Origin of the sequence: Candidatus Kinetoplastibacterium desouzaii TCC079E (assembly GCF_000340795.1) — a bacterium.
Classification (GTDB): Bacteria; Pseudomonadota; Gammaproteobacteria; order Burkholderiales; family Burkholderiaceae_B; genus Kinetoplastidibacterium; species Kinetoplastidibacterium desouzai.
Genome location: NC_020294.1, coordinates 325381 through 346574, shown reverse-complemented (window position 1 = coordinate 346574; position 21194 = coordinate 325381). Strand labels below are relative to the sequence as shown.

General features: G+C 28.9%; 18 protein-coding genes. 4 read left to right on the top strand and 14 right to left on the bottom strand.

Annotation, left to right across the window (positions count from 1 at the left end; genetic code table 11):
* The first annotated feature begins 6 nt into the window (after nucleotides 1–6).
* Both CDSE_RS01645 and recJ read left to right on the top strand, forming a co-directional pair.
* Nucleotides 7–840: a hypothetical protein gene (locus CDSE_RS01645; protein ID WP_235043915.1), complete on the top strand. Its 834-nt coding sequence runs from the start codon at nucleotides 7–9 to the stop codon at nucleotides 838–840.
* The gene (recJ, locus tag CDSE_RS01640; RefSeq protein ID WP_015396271.1) at nucleotides 819–2537 is read left to right on the top strand and encodes a single-stranded-DNA-specific exonuclease RecJ; all 1719 of its coding nucleotides are present in this window, start codon (nucleotides 819–821) and stop codon (nucleotides 2535–2537) included. The genes CDSE_RS01645 and recJ overlap by 22 nt, the downstream gene beginning before the upstream one ends.
* On the opposite strand, the gene CDSE_RS01635 is transcribed toward recJ, so the two are convergent.
* The 5 genes from CDSE_RS01635 to aceE are packed head-to-tail and all read right to left on the bottom strand — an operon-like array spanning nucleotide 2534 to nucleotide 11212.
* Nucleotides 2534–4159: an NAD+ synthase gene (locus CDSE_RS01635; RefSeq protein WP_015396270.1), complete on the bottom strand. Its 1626-nt coding sequence runs from the start codon at nucleotides 4157–4159 to the stop codon at nucleotides 2534–2536. The two genes, recJ and CDSE_RS01635, sit on opposite strands and share 4 nt — an antisense overlap.
* Nucleotides 4160–4202: 43 nt before the next feature.
* Nucleotides 4203–5378: a mechanosensitive ion channel family protein gene (locus CDSE_RS01630; RefSeq protein WP_015396269.1), complete on the bottom strand. Its 1176-nt coding sequence runs from the start codon at nucleotides 5376–5378 to the stop codon at nucleotides 4203–4205.
* A gap of 48 nt (nucleotides 5379–5426) precedes the next feature.
* Nucleotides 5427–7130: a dihydrolipoyl dehydrogenase gene (gene lpdA / locus CDSE_RS01625; RefSeq protein WP_015396268.1), complete on the bottom strand. Its 1704-nt coding sequence runs from the start codon at nucleotides 7128–7130 to the stop codon at nucleotides 5427–5429.
* Between the two features lie 9 nt (nucleotides 7131–7139).
* Nucleotides 7140–8489, bottom strand: a complete 1350-nt coding sequence (locus CDSE_RS01620) for a 2-oxo acid dehydrogenase subunit E2 (RefSeq protein WP_015396267.1) — start codon at nucleotides 8487–8489, stop codon at nucleotides 7140–7142.
* An 11-nt stretch (nucleotides 8490–8500) separates the two neighbouring features.
* A complete protein-coding gene (gene aceE / locus CDSE_RS01615) occupies nucleotides 8501–11212 on the bottom strand; it encodes a pyruvate dehydrogenase (acetyl-transferring), homodimeric type (RefSeq protein WP_015396266.1) in 2712 nt (903 codons plus the stop codon).
* Nucleotides 11213–11478: 266 nt separating this feature from the next.
* On the opposite strand from aceE, the gene folD reads away from it, so the two are divergent.
* Nucleotides 11479–12333, top strand: a complete 855-nt coding sequence (gene folD, locus CDSE_RS01610) for a bifunctional methylenetetrahydrofolate dehydrogenase/methenyltetrahydrofolate cyclohydrolase FolD (protein ID WP_015396265.1) — start codon at nucleotides 11479–11481, stop codon at nucleotides 12331–12333.
* Between the two features lie 215 nt (nucleotides 12334–12548).
* Here folD and CDSE_RS01605 read toward each other — a convergent pair whose 3' ends face one another.
* The 7 genes from CDSE_RS01605 to rpmI all read right to left on the bottom strand — a co-directional run bounded on the left by CDSE_RS01605 (nucleotide 12549) and on the right by rpmI (nucleotide 17893).
* Nucleotides 12549–12761, bottom strand: coding sequence for a hypothetical protein (locus CDSE_RS01605; RefSeq protein ID WP_041186209.1), 213 nt, complete (start codon nucleotides 12759–12761; stop codon nucleotides 12549–12551).
* A 264-nt stretch (nucleotides 12762–13025) separates the two neighbouring features.
* Nucleotides 13026–13409: a MerR family transcriptional regulator gene (locus tag CDSE_RS01600; protein ID WP_015396263.1), complete on the bottom strand. Its 384-nt coding sequence runs from the start codon at nucleotides 13407–13409 to the stop codon at nucleotides 13026–13028.
* A 59-nt stretch (nucleotides 13410–13468) separates the two neighbouring features.
* Nucleotides 13469–13759 (bottom strand): integration host factor subunit alpha, encoded by a 291-nt coding sequence (locus tag CDSE_RS01595; RefSeq protein WP_015396262.1) that lies wholly within the window; start codon nucleotides 13757–13759, stop codon nucleotides 13469–13471.
* Nucleotides 13760–13787: 28 nt separating this feature from the next.
* Nucleotides 13788–16211 carry a phenylalanine--tRNA ligase subunit beta gene (gene pheT / locus CDSE_RS01590; RefSeq protein WP_015396261.1) on the bottom strand — a complete coding sequence of 808 codons (2424 nt, stop codon included), beginning with the start codon at nucleotides 16209–16211 and terminating at the stop codon, nucleotides 13788–13790.
* Nucleotides 16212–16226: 15 nt separating this feature from the next.
* Nucleotides 16227–17252, bottom strand: a complete 1026-nt coding sequence (gene pheS, locus CDSE_RS01585; RefSeq protein WP_041186207.1) for a phenylalanine--tRNA ligase subunit alpha — start codon at nucleotides 17250–17252, stop codon at nucleotides 16227–16229.
* A 65-nt stretch (nucleotides 17253–17317) separates the two neighbouring features.
* Nucleotides 17318–17671 carry a 50S ribosomal protein L20 gene (gene rplT, locus CDSE_RS01580; RefSeq protein ID WP_015396259.1) on the bottom strand — a complete coding sequence of 118 codons (354 nt, stop codon included), beginning with the start codon at nucleotides 17669–17671 and terminating at the stop codon, nucleotides 17318–17320.
* 24 nt (nucleotides 17672–17695) lie between these two features.
* The gene (gene rpmI / locus CDSE_RS01575; RefSeq protein WP_041186206.1) at nucleotides 17696–17893 is read right to left on the bottom strand and encodes a 50S ribosomal protein L35; all 198 of its coding nucleotides are present in this window, start codon (nucleotides 17891–17893) and stop codon (nucleotides 17696–17698) included.
* A 559-nt stretch (nucleotides 17894–18452) separates the two neighbouring features.
* On the opposite strand from rpmI, the gene CDSE_RS01570 reads away from it, so the two are divergent.
* Nucleotides 18453–18698 (top strand): cold-shock protein, encoded by a 246-nt coding sequence (locus CDSE_RS01570; protein ID WP_015396257.1) that lies wholly within the window; start codon nucleotides 18453–18455, stop codon nucleotides 18696–18698.
* 186 nt (nucleotides 18699–18884) lie between these two features.
* Here CDSE_RS01570 and CDSE_RS01565 read toward each other — a convergent pair whose 3' ends face one another.
* On the bottom strand, nucleotides 18885–19460 hold the full coding sequence (locus tag CDSE_RS01565) for a superoxide dismutase (RefSeq protein ID WP_015396256.1): 576 nt from the start codon (nucleotides 19458–19460) through the stop codon (nucleotides 18885–18887).
* Nucleotides 19461–19503: 43 nt separating this feature from the next.
* A complete protein-coding gene (gene xseA / locus CDSE_RS01560; RefSeq protein WP_015396255.1) occupies nucleotides 19504–20865 on the bottom strand; it encodes an exodeoxyribonuclease VII large subunit in 1362 nt (453 codons plus the stop codon).
* Nucleotides 20866–21194 lie beyond the last annotated feature (329 nt).

Genomic DNA, 21194 nt, shown 5'->3' with positions numbered 1-21194 from the left:
TTGCAAATGGCACATGTGAATTTTATTGATAAGAAATCTTTAGAATACGGCTGCACTCCTTTTGAAGCCTGGCAAATAAGAAATAGTGGTTTCTTACCTCAAAATAATCAATTATTAAGTGCAGCCTTAGGACCTTTATGCTCAAATTCTAAGAATAAAGATTCGGAACCAGTATGGATACTAGAACTATTAAATGTAGAAGTTAACTCAACTGGTTTGCAATTAACAAACCCAGAAAATTTTTATATAGAAAAAGAAGAAAGTTTATTACTACTAAACAGTATAAAACCAACAATAAATAATTATAATCTTAATATTGATTTCATATCTCCTAAAAAATGGCGCCTTTTTTTACCTAGAAATATATCATTTGAATCTTACAGTCCTTCTATTGTTTTTGAAAAAGGATTAAACAATTTCTTAAAATATGACTTAGAAACTAGGAAAATAAGGAATTTATTTAATGAAATAGGAATCACTTTAAATAATCATAATATTAATACAGATAGAATTACTAAAGGTTTGCCACCTATAAATTTTTTATGGCTCTATGGCGGAGCAAAACCATGGAATATAAATAAAATAAAACCAGATATTCTATTTATGAATTTACATGAATCTTATAATAAGAATAACTACAATATGTGGATTGATAACTTCAAATCACTAGATAATATTTTTAAAGAACTTTCAAATTCTGATAATTTGCCAAAATTTAATATTAATTTAATCCTTTTAGGAAATGATTGTTGTCTAGAACTGGTCATAAAAAAAAATAAAAATTGGTTAAAATATTTTAATATCTTTAATAAAAACAAATGGACTGCTTATTTAAATTAAAAACTAGAAATATAGAACAACAACATAGTCAAAAATTAATAGAAAATGGCATACATCCTTTATTATCTAGATTATTATCATCTAGAGGGATAGAACAACTAATTGATATTCATTATGAATGGATAAGTCTATTAAATCCTATAAAGCTTAATCAAATAGAAAAAGCAAGTAAATTTCTGGCCAACTCAATTATTAATAATAAAAGAATTTTAATAGTAGCTGATTATGATTGTGATGGTGCTACAGCTTGTGCTGTAGGAATAAGAGGTCTGAGATCTATGGGGGGGAATGTCGATTTTATTGTTCCGAACAGGTTTAATAATAATTATGGATTGACACCTGAGATTATAAAACAAGCATGTGAAAAATCAAATACCAAACCAGATATTATAATTACAGTTGATAATGGAATAGCAAGTGTAGAAGGAGTTGAGTACGCAAAAAAAATTGGAATTGACGTCATAATAACAGATCATCACTTACCAGGTAAAATACTACCTAATGCTTTAGCAATAATAAATCCTAATAACCAAGGATGTAATTTCCCTTCTAAAAATTTATCAGGAGTAGGAGTAATTTTTTATTTAATGATTCATTTAAGATCAGAAATGCGCAATAATGGTACTTATAATAAGGATACTGCTCCTAAATTAAATGAATTAGTAGATTTGGTTGCCTTAGGAACTATAGCTGATCTAGTTAAATTAGATAAAAACAATAGATTACTAGTTACACAAGGTTTAAAACGAATAAGATTAAATAATACACATCCAGGTATTAAAGCTCTATTTAGAATATCTAATAAAAATATAGAAAATGCAACCACCTCAGATCTAGGGTTTTCAATAGCACCAAAAATTAATGCTGCTGGTAGATTATCTGATATGAGTCTAGGAATACATTGTTTAATCACAAATGATTATAATGAAGCTATGAAAATAGCCAACAAACTAAATGAAATAAACAATGAACGTAAAAACATTCAAGAAAAAACTAACCTTCAAGCTATTAAAGAAATAAATACTTATAGGTCAGATCTTAAATACAGTATTTGTCTTGCTAATGATAATTGGAATCATGGGATAGTTGGATTAGTATCTTCTAAATTAAAAGAAAAATACTGGAAACCATCAATAGCATTTGCTCCTTCAAACGATTTAGAACTCAAAGGCTCTGGAAGAAGCGTTAACGGCATTAACATAAAAGATATTCTTGATTTAATATCAAAAAATTATCCTGGGGTTATTAAACAATTTGGTGGTCACGCAATGGCTGTTGGTCTAACAATTAACAAAAATAATTTTCAGAAATTTACTTTTGCTTTTGAAGAAATAGTAAAAAATCTAACAAAAAACAATCAACCTGAAGCAATTATAGAAAATGATGGATCACTTGAAATAGAATTTGCTAACGTAGAAACAGCTAATTTATTAAAAAAACAAGTATGGGGATCTGGATTTGAAGAACCTGTTTTTATAGATAATTTTGAGGTTATATCTCAGAAACTAATAAATGATAAACATCTAAAATTATCCATAAAAAGAAACAACAAAATTTTTGATGCAATATGCTTTGATCATAAAGAAGTAAATTATAAACATATAAAAGCAGTTTATAAACTTGACATTAATGTATGGAATGGAGCTAGCAATCTACAATTAGTTATACAGCTTATTATCCCAAATAAAAATAATTAATTATCTAAAAATTTATTAGTTATTGGGTATCTCCACTCACTTCCAAATGAACAACTTGTAATCTTAGGACCTATTGATGACTGCCCCCTCTTATACTCACTTAAACGTAATAATTTTAATACTCTTCTAACTACTTCTATATCATGTCCATAAGAAACAATTTGTTGAAATGTTAAATTTTGCTCTATATATAAATATAAAATTTCGTCTAAAACATCATAAGGTGGTAAAACATCCTGATCATTTTGATCAAATCTCAGTTCAGCTGTTGGTGCTCTAAGAATAACTCTTTCTGGAATTATATGATTCTGATTATTACGCCATTTAGCTAATTTGTAAACCATAGTTTTATATACATCTTTCAACAAAGCAAATCCACCTACCATATCACCATATAATGTACAATAACCTGTTGCCAATTCTGATTTGTTACCTGTAGTTATAACTAGTTTCCCATTAGTATTAGAAATAGCCATTAACAAATTAGCACGTATCCTAGCTTGTATATTTTCTTTAGCTAAATCAGAATATTCCATTTTAGAACTAATTATATTATTATATAAATAAAGCAATTCATTAATATTTATAGAAGTATATTCTACATTCAATACATCTGCCAATAATGAAGCATCTTGAATAGAAATATCAGATGTATAACAAGTTGGCATCATAACTGCTTGCACATTACTAGAACCCAAAGCATCTACAGCAATCACAAGAGCTAAAGCTGAATCAATTCCGCCAGACAATCCTATTAAAACTCCTGGAAAAGAATTTTTTGTAACATAATTTCTCAAAGAAAGAACTAGTGCATTCCATACCTGTGATTCAATAGATTCTATATCAGAATTATCATTAATTATATTAACACTTGAATTTTTGAAGTTTGGTATATCGAAATAGCTAAAATCTTCTTTCCAAAAAGAAAATCTTTTATTATAGTTGCCAATGGAGTCAATAATAAATGAGCCTCCATCAAATATCAATTCGTCCTGACCTCCTACAGCGTTAGCATAAACAACCATACAATCTAAATATGATGCCATTCTAGAACTAACTAAGTACCTTTCATGATCCTTTCCAATATAAAAAGGAGAAGCATTTAATGTAATAAGAGTTTCAATTTCTAACTCTTTATATAATTCTAAAGAACTTTCTTGCCATAAATCCTCACAAATCATGACACCAAAAACTTTATTTTTAATACTAAAAACAAAAGGTTTTTTTTGACTTGTGAAATATCTTTTTTCATCAAAAACAGAGTAATTTGGTAATTGATACTTACAATAAGTACCAAGAATATTACCATTATGCAATAATGAAGCAGCATTGTATAACAATCCTGACTCATAATGAATATGACCTATCAAAACGAACAAATTATCAAAGTCTAATAAAATATTATTTAAATAATTAAGATATTTACTATGCTCATCTATAAAAGATGACCTCAATAATAAATCACATGGAGGATATCCAGTCGTAACAAGTTCTGGAGTTACTAACAAATCAACTTTATTATCATTGGATATTTTAATATAATCCAATATTTTATTAAAATTACCTTCAATATCACCAACAACAGAATTTATTTGCGCTATAGCAATTCTAACATTATTCATTATATAAAACCCAATATTATAAACTGATAATTTATTTATAATACTAATTCAGTATTTCCACAAAACCAGGACCTGATGGTCTTTGATACAAACGTAGCTTAAAACTAGATAGAACGGAAATAAAATGATCAAAAATCTCAGATTGTATTCTCTCATGCTCAACCCAAGCAGTTAAAGCAGTGAAACAATATATTTCCATAGGAATACCATCTGACTTTTGCTCCATCATTCTAACCAGCATAGGCATATCTTGTCGCAATTCTTTATGATTCCTTAAAAAGGAAATAGCATAAAAACGAAAAATAGAAATATTCATAGTATGATTAACAAGAACTTTAGAAAAATTTGGAATAATATTCAAAAAATCTATTTTGCTTAAATCATTAATTTCAAATTCATTCAAAGTTCTTAAACTAGTAACATCCAAAAGAATAGTACGTTTGATACGTCTCCCACCAGACTCAAACATCTGTCTATAATTACGATAACTCTCTGAAAATAACTTATAAGTTGGCACTGTAACAACAGTATTATCCCAATTCTGAATTTTAACTGTATGTAAAGCAATATCTCTAACATAACCATCGGCATTAGATTGAGGCATCTCAATCCAATCTCCTATGCGCAACATATCATTTGTTGTTAATTGAGTACTTGCGACTAGTGATAAAAGAGTATCTTTAAAAACTAATAATAAAACAGCAGATAAAGCACCTAAACCAGAAATCATCCATAAAGGAGAACGGTCTATTAATACTGACAACACCAAAATAATACCTATTGCAACCAATACTAATTTACATACTTGTATGTATACTTTAATAGATCTTGCATTAGCAGAATACATATGTTGCACTACACTTAAAGATCCAACTAAAGCAGAAAACACATGAATCCATATAATAGCACTAGTAATCCTAGATATATATTCAGCAAAATTACCAATATTAGGAACTAATTTAATACCTTCTGATATTACAAAAAAAGGTACTGCATGAAGTATATTTCTATATATATTACGTCTTGATAATTCAGAATGCCATTCTCCATAACTACTTAAGATAATCACTCTATCTGTTATTAATACAAACAGACGAGTAATTAACCATTGGACTAAGAAAGAAAATAATATTAAGATAGCGACACTAGAAATAGTTTGAATCCAGCTTAATTTAAGGATATAAAAATCAAATATTTTAATTATCTCATTAAAACTCATTCCAAGATTCCAAAATATAAATCAATTTCTCAAAAAATACTTACTAATCTATAATAAATTAGGCGGTAAGTCTGTACATATTCCAATAGCAGCTTCCGATGACATTCCTATTGACTCAGACAATGTAGGATGAGGATGAATAGTTTTTGATATATCAACCATATCTGCACCCATCTCTATAGCAAGAGCAATCTCACTAATTAAATCACCAGCATGTGATCCAACAATACCACCACCAATAATTCTTTTAGAATCTAGATCAAATAAAAGTTTGGTAAAACCATTTTCACTATCTGTTGCTATAGCCTTACCAGATGCTAACCAAGGAAATATACCTTTTTTTATCTTAATGTTTTTATCCCTAGCTTCATCCTCAGTTATTCCAACCCAAGCTATTTCTGGATTAGTATATGCTACAGAAGGAATAACTAAAGCATCAAAGAAAGTTTTTTTGCCCGATATAACTTCAGATGCTACATGAGCTTCATGAACAGCCTTATGTGCCAACATTGGATTTCCATTTACATCACCAATAGCAAAAATATTAGCAACATTAGTTCTCATTTGCTTATCAACTGCGATAAAACCATCATCACTAATAAGAACACCAATTTTCTCTAATCCTAAGTTTTTTATATTAGGTTTACGACCAACAGCTTGCAAAATCAAATCATAATTTTGAGGTATATTGGGAGAGTTTTTACCTTCAAAATTAACATAAATCCCATCATTTCTAGATTCAGCACTAACAACTCTAGTTTCCAGCATGATATTATTAAAACGCTGTTCGTTATTTTTATGCCACATTTGAATCAAGTCACGATCAGCTCCAGATACAAGACCATCAGACAATTCAACTATATCTATATTAGCCCCTAAAGATGAATATATAGTACCCATTTCTAAACTTATGATACCACCACCTATTATTAACATTTTTTTAGGTATTGTTGGTAATTCCAATGCTCCAGTAGAGTCAACTATTCTCTTATCATCTGGAAGAAATGGCAATTTTACAGAATGACTACCTGTCGCTACAATAGCATTCTCAAAATGAATTATTTGTTCTAAATCGCTATTATCAGACTTAACAGAAATATTGTTTTTATCTATAAAATTAGCTACTCCTTTAATAACTTTAACCTTGCGTAATTTTGCCATGCTACTTAAACCATTAGTCAATTTAGAAACTATAGATTTATTAGCTTTACGCAAAACATCTAAATTTATTTCAGGATCCTCTTTATAACTTATTCCAAAACATGATGATTTCTTTACACGATCTATTATAGATGTATGATAAAGTAATGATTTAGTTGGAATACAGCCAACATTTAGACAAACACCACCTAAAGAGGAATGTTTTTCTATTAATACAGTATCTAAGCCCAAATCTGCAGCTCGAAAAGCTGCAGAATATCCACCAGGACCAGAACCTATAACTACTACTTGACACTCTATTTTAGCATCATTAGGAACCATTTTATCTGCATCATTAGAAACCATTTGATCTTTAATATCCATTTCCAATATAGCCACACCTGAAGATATTTCATCACCAATATTAATATTAATATTCAATATTTTACCAGATACATCTGAAGGTATTTCAATAACTGATTTATCAGATTCTAAAGTAATTAAACCTTGATCTTTTTCTACAAAATCACCTATAGAGACTAGAATATCAATAACCTTAGCTTTCTTCACATCACCAATATTTGGAACAACTACACTATATATATTATTCATATCAATCAACTATAAAGAAATAAGGCGAAAATCATTCATAATACTACTCAAATACTTATTAAAATTTGCTGCCATAGCACCATCGATAACCCTATGATCATAAGAAAGTGATATAGGCATTATTAATCTTGGTATGAATTGTTTTCCGTCCCAAACTGGTTTTAAAGAAGATTTAGAAACACCTAATATTGCTACCTCAGGAGCATTTATTATGGGAGTAAAAGATACCCCACCTATTCCTCCTAGAGAAGAAATAGAAAAACATCCACCTTTCATTTCATTAGATAACAGTTTTCCTTCACGGGCCTTTTGTGATAAATGTTTTATCTCACAAGCAATCTCTAAAACACCTTTTTTATCAATATTCTGTAAAACAGGAACCATTAAACCATAATTAGTATCTACAGCAATACCTATATTATAATAATGTTTAATAATTAAATTATCATTTTCTAATGAAGAACAAAAATCAGGAAACTTCTGTAAACAACAACCTATAGCTTTTACTAAAAATGATAAAATAGTTATTTTAGCTTTTCCTTCCATCAAAGAATTGTTTTGATTAATTCTATTTCTAAAATCTTCTAAATCAGTTATATCAATCTCATCATTGTTTGTTACATGAGGTATCATCATCCAATTACGGTGTAGATTTGAACCTGATATTTTTTTTATTCTGCCTAATGCTTTTCGTTCTATTTCTCCATATTTAGAAAAATCAATCTTTGGTAAAGGAGGCAAATTAAATAACTCAGCACCACTAGTTACAGAAGGATTATTTAAATTATTTTTTACAAATGAATTAATATCATCGAAAGTAATTCTTCCTTTTTTACCGGTACCATTTACCAAAGAAATATTAACACCCAATTCTCTAGCAAATTTTCTAACAGATGGAGAAGCATAGGAAAAATGATTATTAGAAGAAATACCTATTTCCTTTCCAAGAACCTCTGAAACACTAATCTCATTATCTTTTAACAAATTAGTTGATGTTTTCTCATTTCCTACTAATAAAACATCATTATTAATAATTTGATTTGTTCTTACCTCATTCTGTTTCTTAAAATCATTATCAATCTTCTTATTATTATCTTTCTTCTCCATCTCCTTATTATCTTTCTTTTCTATGGATACTAAAAAATAATTTTCTGATATCTTATCACCAACCTTGACATTAATGGATTTAATTATACCATCACAAGGAGATGGAACCTCCATGGATGATTTATCTGATTCCACTGTAATAATACCCTGTTCTAAAGAAACATCATCACCTATAGAAACCATAACTTCTATAACCTGAAATTCCTTTGAATCACCAACTGATGGCATATTAAATTCTATAACTTCACTCATATTTTATCATCCTATACATGATGAGGATTAGTTTTATCTGAAATAATTTTATATTTATCAATTGCTATTAAAGGCAAATCTTGAGGAACCTTACCTAAATCAGCCAAAGTTCTTAAAACTCCTAATACTATAAATCTACGATCTATTTCAAAATAATCTCGTAATTTAAATCTAAAATCAGATCTACCAAACCCATCTGTACCAAGCACACGATAATCTCTACCCTTAGGAATAAATGCTCTTATTTGGTCTGCATAAGATTTCATATAATCAGTTGAAGATAATATTGGTCCTTCTGTCATAGAAAGCATCTGTGTCACATAAGGAACTTTAGGTTGACTAGTTGGATTTAATAAATTAAAACGTTCTGCTTCCAGTCCATCACGACGTAATTCATTAAAACTTGTAACACTCCAAACATCAGATGCTATTTTCCAATCAGATTCAAGCATTTCTTGAGCTGCAATTACTTCTCTTAAAATAGTACCAGAACCTAATAATTGAACTCTATTTGGCAAATCAGCAGAAGTTGATTTTAATTTATAGATCCCTTTAATAATACCTTCTTCATCACCTTCAATTAAACCAGGATGAGAATAATTCTCATTCATAACTGTAATGTAATAATAAACATCCTCCTGGTTCTCAATCATTCTCTTTAAACCATTATGAATAATAACTGCTAATTCATGAGCAAAAGCTGGATCATATGAAATACAACTTGGAATAGTAGCCGCTATTAAATGACTATGTCCATCTTCATGTTGTAATCCTTCTCCATTTAAGGTTGTACGTCCTGATGTTCCACCCAATAAAAATCCTCTTGCTTTCATATCAGCAGCAGCCCATGCTAAATCACAAACACGTTGAAACCCAAACATGGAATAATAAATATAAAAAGGTATCATTATTTTATTATTAGTAGAATAAGAAGTTCCAGCTGCTATCCAAGAACTAATAGCACCTGCTTCATTAATTCCCTCTTGTAGCAACTGACCATCAACAGTTTCTCTATAATACATCACCTGATCTTTATCAACTGGTATATATTTCTGTCCACCTGGAGCATAAATACCTATTTGTCTAAACAACCCTTCCATACCAAATGTTCTAGATTCATCTGCTAAGATAGGAACAACTCTAGGCCCAAGATATTTATCACGCAATATTTGATTCAAAATACGAACAAATGCTTGAGTAGTGGAAATTTCTCTTCCACTTGAAGTTGGTTCTAAAACTGGCCTAAAAATTTCTAATGATGGAATTTCAAATTTCTCATCAGATTTTTGACGTCTTCTTGGTAAATACCCCCCTAAAGATTTACGACGTTCATGCAAATACTTCATCTCTGGAGAATCTTCCGGAGGTTTAAAATAAGGAATATCATTTAATTGATCATCTGGTATAGGTATTCCAAAACGATCCCTAAATTCCCTAATAGAATCAATATCTAATTTCTTATGCTGATGAGTAGCATTTTTAGATTGACTAAAATATCCTAAACCATAACCTTTAATAGTTTTTGCTAAAATAACACTGGGTTGACCTGAATGCTTACTTGCAGCTTCAAAAGCAGCATAAACCTTATTAGGATCATGACCACCTCTATTTAAACGCCAAATAGCACTATCACTCATATTTGAAACAGCTTCTAATAATTTAGGATGCTTTGCAAAGAAATTTTCTCTGACAAACTTACCATCATTAGCTTTATAAGCCTGATATTCTCCATCAACTGTTTCTTCCATTATGCGTTTTAGGATTCCATCTTTATCATTAGACAACAAAGAGTCCCAATATCCACCCCAAATCAACTTAATAACATTCCATCCTGATCCACGGAATATTCTTTCTAGTTCTTGAATAATCTTACCATTACCCCTAACAGGACCATCCAAACGCTGTAAATTACAATTTACAACAAAAATTAAATTATCTAGCCCCTCTCTTGAAGCAAGAGAAATAGCACCTAAAGACTCAGGTTCATCCATTTCTCCATCACCACAAAAAACCCATACTTTTCTATTACTAGTATCAGCTATACCCCTAGCATGTAGATATTTTAAGAATCTTGCTTGATAAATAGCCATTATAGGACCAAGACCAACAGAAACCGTTGGGAACTGCCAAAATGATGGCATCAAACGAGGATGTGGATAAGAAGGAAGTCCATTACCATCAACTTCTTGACGAAAATTATCTAATTGTTCCTCTGATAAAAAACCTTCCAAATAAGCACGACTATACATCCCTGGAGAAGCATGACCTTGAAAATATATTAAATCACCTCCAGTATTATTATCAGCTTTCCAAAAATGATTATAACCACATCCTATCATAGTAGCTAAAGAAGCAAATGTTGATATATGTCCTCCTAAACCACCACCATCTTCAGGATTATGAATATTGGCCTTTACAACCATTGCCATTGCATTCCAACGTACATAAGCATTAATTCTAGACTCTATTTTTAAATTTCCTGGATGAATAGATTGTAACGACAATGGAATAGTATTTACATAATCAGTATTTAAAGAAAAAGGAACTTCTACTCCTAAACGCCTAGCATCTTCTACCAAATTTTTCAACAAAAAAGAAACTTGTTCTGAACCCTTAGTATGAAAAACAGCTCTTAGTGAATCTAACCATTCTTGTTTTTCCTGATTATCATCATCTTCATATACTTCTTCTAAATTATCAGCTCTGTGATTAAAAGATGTCATATAACATTTCTCCTGTTCTTTCCAAGGTAATATATAGAGTAATCATCTGATTTATATAAATCAAAAAATAATATCTTTAATTAGAATAATTGTTAATTACAAAATCTCAGTATATATTAACAATTAACAATAGTATTTTAAACTGTATAATTATAGAATAAATCTTAATATCAAAATACTTAATTAGAAATAAAAAATATATTTATCAAATATCAATGCTCTTCTAAATTTTTTACTAACTATATTTATTATTAAAAAGGTTAAGAATGAAAACTAAAATTATCAATGGACTAAAACTATCAGCAAAAATACGTGAAGATTTAAAGAATAAAGTAAATCAATTAATTGACAAAAATATAACTCCTGGACTAGCTGTAATCATCGTAGGTAATAATCAAGCCTCACAAATATATGTTAGAAATAAAGTTAAAGCATGTAATGAAGTAGGTATTTCCTCTATAGAAGAAGCTTATTCTCATGACATAAGTGAGAATGAATTAATTAAAAACATTCATAGACTAAATGTAGATGAAAAAATTAATGGCATATTAGTACAATTGCCTTTACCTTCACATATAGATACTTCTAAAATAATAGAAGCTATAGACCCTAAAAAAGATGTAGATGGTTTTCATGTAATAAATGCTGGATTATTAATGACTGGTAAACCAATGTTTCTTCCTTGCACTCCTTATGGAATCATAAAATTACTAGAAAGTGAAAATATCAATATAAGAGGCTCAGAAGCTGTAATAGTCGGTGCTAGCAATATAGTTGGCAAACCTATAGCTATGATATTGTTACAAGCAGGAGCTACTGTAACAATATGTAACTCTAAAACTAAGAATCTTAAGGAGCATACTCAAAGAGCAGATATATTAATAGTAGCAACAGGAAAACCTAATATAGTAGATGGAACAATGATAAAAAAAGGAGCTATCTTAATAGATGTAGGTATTAATAGAGACAATCAAAACAAAATATGTGGGGATATAAATTTTGACTCAGTACAAGGTATAGCTGGAGCAATCACTCCAGTACCAGGAGGTGTTGGACCTATGACAATAGCAATGTTATTAGCAAATACAGTAAAATCAGCAGAGAATAAAATTAAAATTTAATACTATCAAAAACATCTTACTTTAATTTGCTATAAAAAAATATATGACATTCAAATATATAAAACTCTATACTAAATCATATAGTGGTGAAAACAATTATTTTATGATTTAAAATCAATTCAATATTATGTATTTCTTTATATTTATTGGTATTAGAAATAGAGATTTTTCTATACCAATAATAATCATTATTTTAAAAAATAGACATCCATAATTTATGGAAATATGTTCTCATCTATCCATTTTTTTGCAAATATTTCTGCTAAATTTCTAGCTTCAAACAAAGATGAACAATCTCCAAGATAAGAAAAAACATTATCCACTTCCGTTCCTCCTTCCGAAGTAACAGTTAGAAACACACCATAACCACCAGTATCAACAGCAGCAGTTGATACATCTATTAAAATTTCTTGATCACAAAACTGCATAAAAAACATACCTCATTAATACAATAAATTTATACATTTTATAAAATTTATTTATTAAGTTAGAATCAATATATTAAAATCACAAAATTAATTGCTAAACTCAAAAGAATATATGTTATAAATTATGTAATAAAATACGCTAAAAGTAATAACTTATAACCTATGGTTCTTTAGTCTTTATTATACAGATTCAATAATTATCAAAATTAAAACAACAAATATAAATTAATAAAAAACTCATAAAAATCTAAATAAATTTTTAACTTAACAATTGCGATTAAGAACTTTATTAAACAAATTTATAGTAGACTGCAATTTTTCTCTAATCTTGATAAGATCATTACCTTTAAAATTAATAAAATCATTAGAATTAAAAAAATCTAAATCTTTAAAGTTATTTAAGATGCTATGAACTCCATTAATAGTTAATCCTTTTTCATATAACAAATAACGAATCTTTCTTAAAAGCATAACTTCACTATGTTTATAATATCTACGATTTTTTACTCTTTCACCAAACTTTGTTCTTATAAATTCTCTTTCCCAGTATCTAATAATATGTGGTTTAACATCACATAAATCTACAACTTCATTGATATCAAAGATTTTTTTTATTGGAACTGCAGGTAATAATTCTTTTGTTCTCATCTAGTAATCCCAAACAAAGTAAAAGCTATAAAAATTTAAAAATCTTAAAAAACAAAAATTTACATATTTATATTTCTTTTCAATACTCTACTAGGACGAAAAGCTACTACTCGCCGAGCTGAAATAGGAATAGACTCACCAGTTTTGGGATTTCTTCCTGGCCTTTTCTTTTTATCAATTAAATTAAAAGCCCCAAAACCAGAAAACTTAACCTCTTCCCCACTTTCTAAAGAATTAGAAATTTCTTCAAAAAAAGCATTAACAATAATCTTTGATTCTTTTTTACTTAATCCTACTCGTTCAAAAATTAAATCAATTAATTCTGATTTAGTAACCGTATTAGAATTCATAATAATAAAACAAATGCAAATTTAAAAACTAAACACGCCTTCGAGCATTAACTTCTCTAGAAAGATTATTAACAATAATATCCATACAATATGAAGCTCTATCTTCATCTAAAGTAATATTATCTTGCAAATAGAATCTTAAAGCTATACTTTTCTCTCCCAAATCAAAATATTCACTTCCTTTATTAGGAATCCAAATATCAAACAATTTAAAATCCTTTACTATAGAAAGCTCATTATTTGAACTAATAGTATCAAGTATGATATCACTAATAATCTGGAACTCTATATTTTTCTTAATCCATATTGATATATCTCTTATAATAAAAGGCTGTTTTGATATAATTTCTGTTTTGGGTAGCTTTATTTGAGTTAAATACTTCATATCTAATTCAAAAACCACAGGAGGAGACATCAAACCGGCTTCTAAAGTTAAAGCAGAATTCAAAACACCTATAAATCCTATATGATTTCCATCAAGAGTAATACTTGCACATTTGCCTTTTTGTAAAGCCTTATGAATATCTGGATAGAAACGCAAACAAGATATCCTTTTACCAAACAAAGACTCAACATCACATTTAACATCATAAAAATCGATCAAACGTGGTTGTTCTGACCATTGATCTTCTACTAAACTACCCCATGCTATACCTGACAAGTAAGTTGGTTGACTAATATTAGCAACATTACTTTCATCTTCTAAAACATTATAATCTTTTCTAAAAACACGACCAATCTCAAATAATCTTATACGAGTACATTGTCTATTAGCATTATAGGTAACATTTTTTACAAGTCCAGGTATCAAACTTGATCTCATTACAGACATATGATTAGCAATAGGATTTGTTATCTTTATAACATCATGATTATCAGAATAATTTTCTTCCCAATCTGAAGGAACAAAACTATAATTAATAACCTCTTGATAATCACGACAAACCATAAGTTTACTAAAATCGTGTCTATCTAGATTTGTTTCTGATAAACATATCATTTTTGCTTCAGTTGCTGGTGGTAATGATGGGATATTATCAAAACCATAAATTCTAATAATTTCTTCTATTAAATCTTCTTCTATATTTATGTCAAAACGATAAGAAGGCGAATTAACATAAAAAATATCATTTTGTTCATTAAAAGACATACCTAATTTATTAAAAATCTCACAAACAATATTTTTATCTATATTTACACCTGAAACACGGCAGCACCTATCCAATCTCATAGAGACTATTTTTTCTTTTGGTAAATCAACAATAACATCATCAATAGGACCAACATCACCACCACAAATATTTTTTATCAAACTAGTAATCTTCTCAAGACAATCTATATTTGCAAGATAATCAACTCCTCTTTCAAAACGATGAGCAGCTTCTGAGTTTATCTTATACTTCCTAGCCACTCCAGAAATTAAACCCGGTTTCCAGAAAGCAGATTCAACATAAATATTTCTTGTAGTATTTTTTACAGAAGCTTTTTTAGCTCCCATCACTCCAGCTAAACACAAAATATCATTATCATCACTAATAACACCTATACCACTATCTAAATGCAATTCATTACCATTCAATATAGTGATCTTTTCATTCTTCTTGGATTTCCTAACTACTAAATCACCTTCTATTTCATCAAGATCGTATATATGCGAAGGAACACCAATTTCTAACATGACGTAATTTGATATGTCTATTAATACAGAAACACAATTTTGACCAGATTTAATTAAACGTTCCTTTATCCAATTAGGAGTTTCAACATTTGTATTTAAATTACGTATAACTCTACCAGAGTAACGACCACATAAATCATCAGAAATTATTCTTGGTGATATAACATCAGATATATTAGGAGTTATAAGATCATATTGTGGATGCCTAATAACAGCACCTGTCAAAGCAGAAACTTCACGAGCAATACCTAAAATGGATAAACAATCTGATCTATTAGGAGTCAATTTTATATTAAAAATTTTTTCACCTAAATTAAAATTTTTATAAAAATAATCACCTAATTTAAAATCTATACCACTGTCAATAATTTTTTTAAGATTATCAATTCTATCTAAAGAGGATAATAAACAAACCTCTCCAATAAATTGTTTTTGTTTTAAACTATCTACAACATTCTTATCTAAAACACTTGGAATAATAAGGCCCCTACATAAAGCAACCTTACTATCAATCTTTATACCTATACCAGAATAAACTCCCCATTTATTTACATCACCGGACCCATCATCTAATAAACATATACTTATAGAATTAGAACAATCTTCAAATATAATATCTATCACTTTAACAATTAAAATATTTTCGTGGGAATAATTAACAAAGCTTGATAAATCTTCAACCTCTAATCCAGACATGGTAAGCATGTCTGATAGATCCTCAGATTTAATGTCTTTATCAATCATAGAAAACAACCAAGACTCAGGAAATTGCATTATAAATAACCAACTTTAATATCTAATTTGCTGTAAAAAACGTAAATCATTCTCATAAAAATATCTTAGGTCACTAATTCCATAACGCAGCATAGTCAAACGTTCTAAACCGGAACCAAATGCAAAACCCATATATTTTTCTGGATCCAATCCAAAGTTCTTAATTACATTTGGATGTACTTGACCAGCTCCAGAAATTTCCAACCATTTACCTCGATTAGGACCATCATTAAACATCATATCTATTTCTGCTGAAGGTTCTGTAAATGGAAAAAAAGAAGGTCTAAAACGTAATGATAAATTATCATTTTCAAAAAAACATTTTAAAAAATTTGTGTATATACCCTTCAAGTCAGCAAAAGAAACTTCCTCTGATATCCATAATCCCTCTATTTGATGAAACATGGGAGAATGAGTTGCATCACTATCTACTCTATAAGTCTTACCAGGAGCTATAATTTTTATCGGTGGTTTATTATTCGTTGCATAACGAACTTGCATTGGACTTGTATGTGTTCTTAATAAAAGAGGTAAATCATTTTTATGATCTTTAAAATCCAAATAAAAAGTATCTTGCATAGATCTAGCTGGATGTCCTAATGGACTATTTAGAGCTGTAAAATTATTCCAGTCTGTTTCTATTTCAGGGCCATCTATAACCTTAAACCCTATAGAACGAAAAATCTTCTCTATCCTTTCTTGAGTTCTCATTATAGGATGAATAGAACCAATCATTTTACCTCGTCCGGGTAATGTTACATCTATTAATTCATTCGAGTTACGTGCATCAAGTTCCATTTTCTGCAAATATTCTCTTTTCTCAACTAACATTTGCTCTATTCTTTTCTTTGCATTATTAAAAATAATGCCTTGTTGCCGCTTGTCATCTATACTTAAAGAAGCAAGTTGTTTAAAAAAAGTAGTAATAAGACCATTTTTTCCTAGAAAACGAGCCTTGGAATTCTCTAAAGAAGCTGAATCTTTAGCATTTTTAAATTCCAACTCCGCCTCTTTTATAACATCATCTAATGAATAAGTCATCTTTCTCAAAAGCATAAAAAAAACACGGATAAAATAAAACATTTATATCCGTGTAAAAAAAATAACTATAGCTGTTCTTTAACTTTCTGGACAATAAATGCAAATCCATCTTTATCACGAATAGCCATATCAGATAAAATCTTACGATCAATCTCAATCATTGATTTTCTAAGACCAGATATAAATACACTATAACTCAATCCATGTTCACGTACAGCAGCATTTATACGGGCAATCCACAAAGCACGAAAAGTTCTTTTCTTATTTCTACGATCACGATAAGCATACTGACCTGCTCGCATAACAGCTTGCTTTGCAATTCTAAAAACATTACCACGACGTCCCAAATAGCCTTTGGCTGAATCTATAATTTTTTTATGTCGTGCATGAGCCGTAACTCCACGTTTTACGCGAGGCATAATTATTCTCCGTTATTGTTATTATTAAGCATAAGGCATCATAGCTTTTACTAAGTTCATATCAGAGCTATGAACTACAGTAGAGCCACGTAATTGTCGTTTTGATTTGGTATTCTTCTTCGTAAGAATATGTCTTTTAAAAGCATGAGCACGCTTAATAGAGCCATCACTACGAAACTGAAAACGCTTTGCTGCGCCTCTCTTTGTTTTCATTTTGGGCATACTATATACATCCTAAATATGTTGTTTTATGTGAAAAAATGGTGTCATCTAAAATGTATTTTAAATGCAACTTGTAACCAAATAATCACTTCTATTAATTGACTAAAACTGTCCTATAAAAAGAGACAATAAATCAATATCTATAATTGTAGTGTTTTTCTCATCAATTTGTCGACTAGTAATTAAAAATTAATATAATTATGTTTATATTTGCGATTAAAATTTACATATAATTTTACAACATCAATTTCTCCAGCTTTCTTAGCTTAATTAATTGCTCAGTTTTAGTATCTATTATTTAAAAACTATATTCACATCATGAACAATAAAATACTAAAAATCATCTTATGTGTATTTTGTGCAAAAAATACCTAATTATTATCATAAATTTATAAAAGTATTGAAAAGCTTACTTGACTAAACAAAGGGAAACATAGCATTATGGAACTATTGAGAAAATTAACATCTAATTATTCAATGCAAAGAATAGTTTTATGATTATTTTTTTCATTAAAAATAACATTTATCTACAAGCATGTGATTTAAAGAGGCTGTATGCATGTCTAGTACAAACGAAACATTTAGTAACGATTACAAAGTTAAATTAACTGGAACAGTTAAGTGGTTTAATGACGCAAAGGGATTTGGGTTTATTACTCCAGATAACGGTGGAGAGGAAATATTTGCACACTTTTCTTCTATCCAAATGGATGGTTTTAGAACTCTTAAAGAAGGACAAAAAGTCTCATTTGAGGTTATTCAAGGACCAAAAGGAAAACAAGCACTTAATATAACAAAACCTTAAAACTTTTTATTAATTATTTTTACATATCATCTAATATTAATCATATTCTTAGAATCTGAAAAACTAGGATGATTAAGATATTTCCTTAATAACAAAGAGGCTAGATAGACTTTACTAAACTATAGTCAACTAACCTCTTTGTTAAAGATTATTACTTGTTAATAAATAATACAATTCAGAATTAAATTAAAAATTACTATCAACAAACTCCCAATTTACTATAGGCCAATAATTTTCCAAATATTTTGCCCTAACATTTCTATAATCAATATAATAAGCGTGCTCCCACACATCACAAGTAAGGAGAGCCTTATCCTCAGTTGTCAATATAGTTCCAGCATTGCTTGTATTTACTATACCTAAAGAACCATCTGGTTTTTTTACTAACCAAGTCCACCCTGATCCAAAATTACCAAGAGCAAATTTATTAAATTCGTCTTTAAAAGAATCAAAACTTCCCCATTGATCATCAATAGCTCTAGCAATCTTACCAATTGGTTTTCCTGAACTATTTGGAGAAAGACTCAACCAATAAAAATTGTGATTCCATATTTGAGCTGCATTGTTAAAAACACCACCAGAAGATTTCTTAACAATTTCTTCTAGAGGCAAATTACTCAATTCACTCTGTGATATTAAATTATTAAGATTATTGACATAAGTTTGATGATGTTTCCCATAATGAAACTCCAATGTTTCTTTTGAAATATAAGGGCTCAGGGAATCCATGCTATATTGCAACTTTGGCAATGTATAACTCATATATTATAAAACTCCTAACTATATAAATTTAAAAATAAAAATATCATTGACTTGTGTTTTTGTCTTTGAAATTTACTAAAACATCTAATTTATCTTCATAGAATTGAATCTCAAGCTCCTGTCTATTAGTTAAAGCCTCAGAACTTTTTACTATTTTACCATCTTTATCTACAACTAAAGCATAACCTCTTAATAATATATTATCGTGATTTAGCAAATTTAACCTAGAAACCAAAGAAGATAGATAACTATCTTTAGAAACAACTAATAATTTACTAGATCTTTGTAATCTAGAATATAAAGATCTCACAAGATCATCATAATAACTAATATTAGGTAGTTTATATATTAAAGATTTTTTTAATAAATTTACTCTTTGCAAAGAACTAGACTGTGATTCCTTAACAAAGGATAATAATAATTTAAAAAGATACAAAACCTTATCTTTCTTGCTATATAATGTATTTAATGGAGATGAAATACGAAATGATAATTTATCTAGTCTTTGTTGATACGTTTGAATAGTCTTCATTTGAACTTTATGCATGCGATTACAATATAATTGCAAAATATTCAACATATCTAACTGAGAATTGCTTGCTAGTTCAGCAGCAGCAGTTGGCGTTGGAGCTCGTAAGTCAGCAACAAAATCTACTATTGTAAAATCTATATCATGGCCTACACCGCTTATTATAGGTATCTTACTATTACCAATTGCTCTAGCTAAATACTCATCATTAAATGCCCAAAGATCTTCTAAACTGCCACCACCTCTAACTATTAATATAGTATCAACTTCTTTTCTTCTATTAGCTATATTTAATTGTTCTATAAGTTTAATAGGAGCATCTTCACCCTGCACAGGTGATGGATATATAATTAAATTAACATATGGAGCTCTTCTCTTAAAAGAAGAAATAACATCATTTAAAGCCGCTGCTTTTAATGATGTTATTACTCCAATAGCACTAGGATTTTTGTTAACTGAACGTTTACGACATGAATCGAATAATCCCTCTTCAAATAAACGTTTTTTTATCAATAAATATATTTCATGCAAATTTCCAACACCTGAAATTCTCATTCTACTAGCTTGTAATTGATAATCTCCTCTAGGTATATACAATGATGCTTTTGCGTAAAGCTCAACTTTATCTCCATCTTTAGGAATAAAACCTATAGAAGAAGTTTGTCCTTTAAACATTACAACCTTTACAGAAGCATGACTATCTTTTAATGTGAAATACCAATGACCTGATGTAGCTATAATAAAATTAGATATTTCACCTTTTACAAGCACATAAGAAACTTCTCTATCTAATAAACTTCCAATAAATCTATTTAAATCAGCAACAGTCCAAATTTCTTTAACAGAAGAATCGAATTCAAAAAAAGAATTTTTCATATCTAAACACGCAAATATCCACAAGACAACAAAACATATATAAATCAATTATTTTAAGAAGAATTTCTTCATTAAAAGAGATTAAAACAACATTAATCGTAGCAACATACTGATAAATATAATCTTTAACATAAATCCACGTGAATATGTATAAAGATTATACAATCTACTATTAGACCAATCATCATCATCAATCTCAAAAGTTACACACAGAATTATCCACAATTTCTGTGGATATAAATTTTATACATATACAAAATTACTTCTATAAACAATACACCAATATAAAACACACTAATATAGAATTAGTAATATAATATGTTTAAATA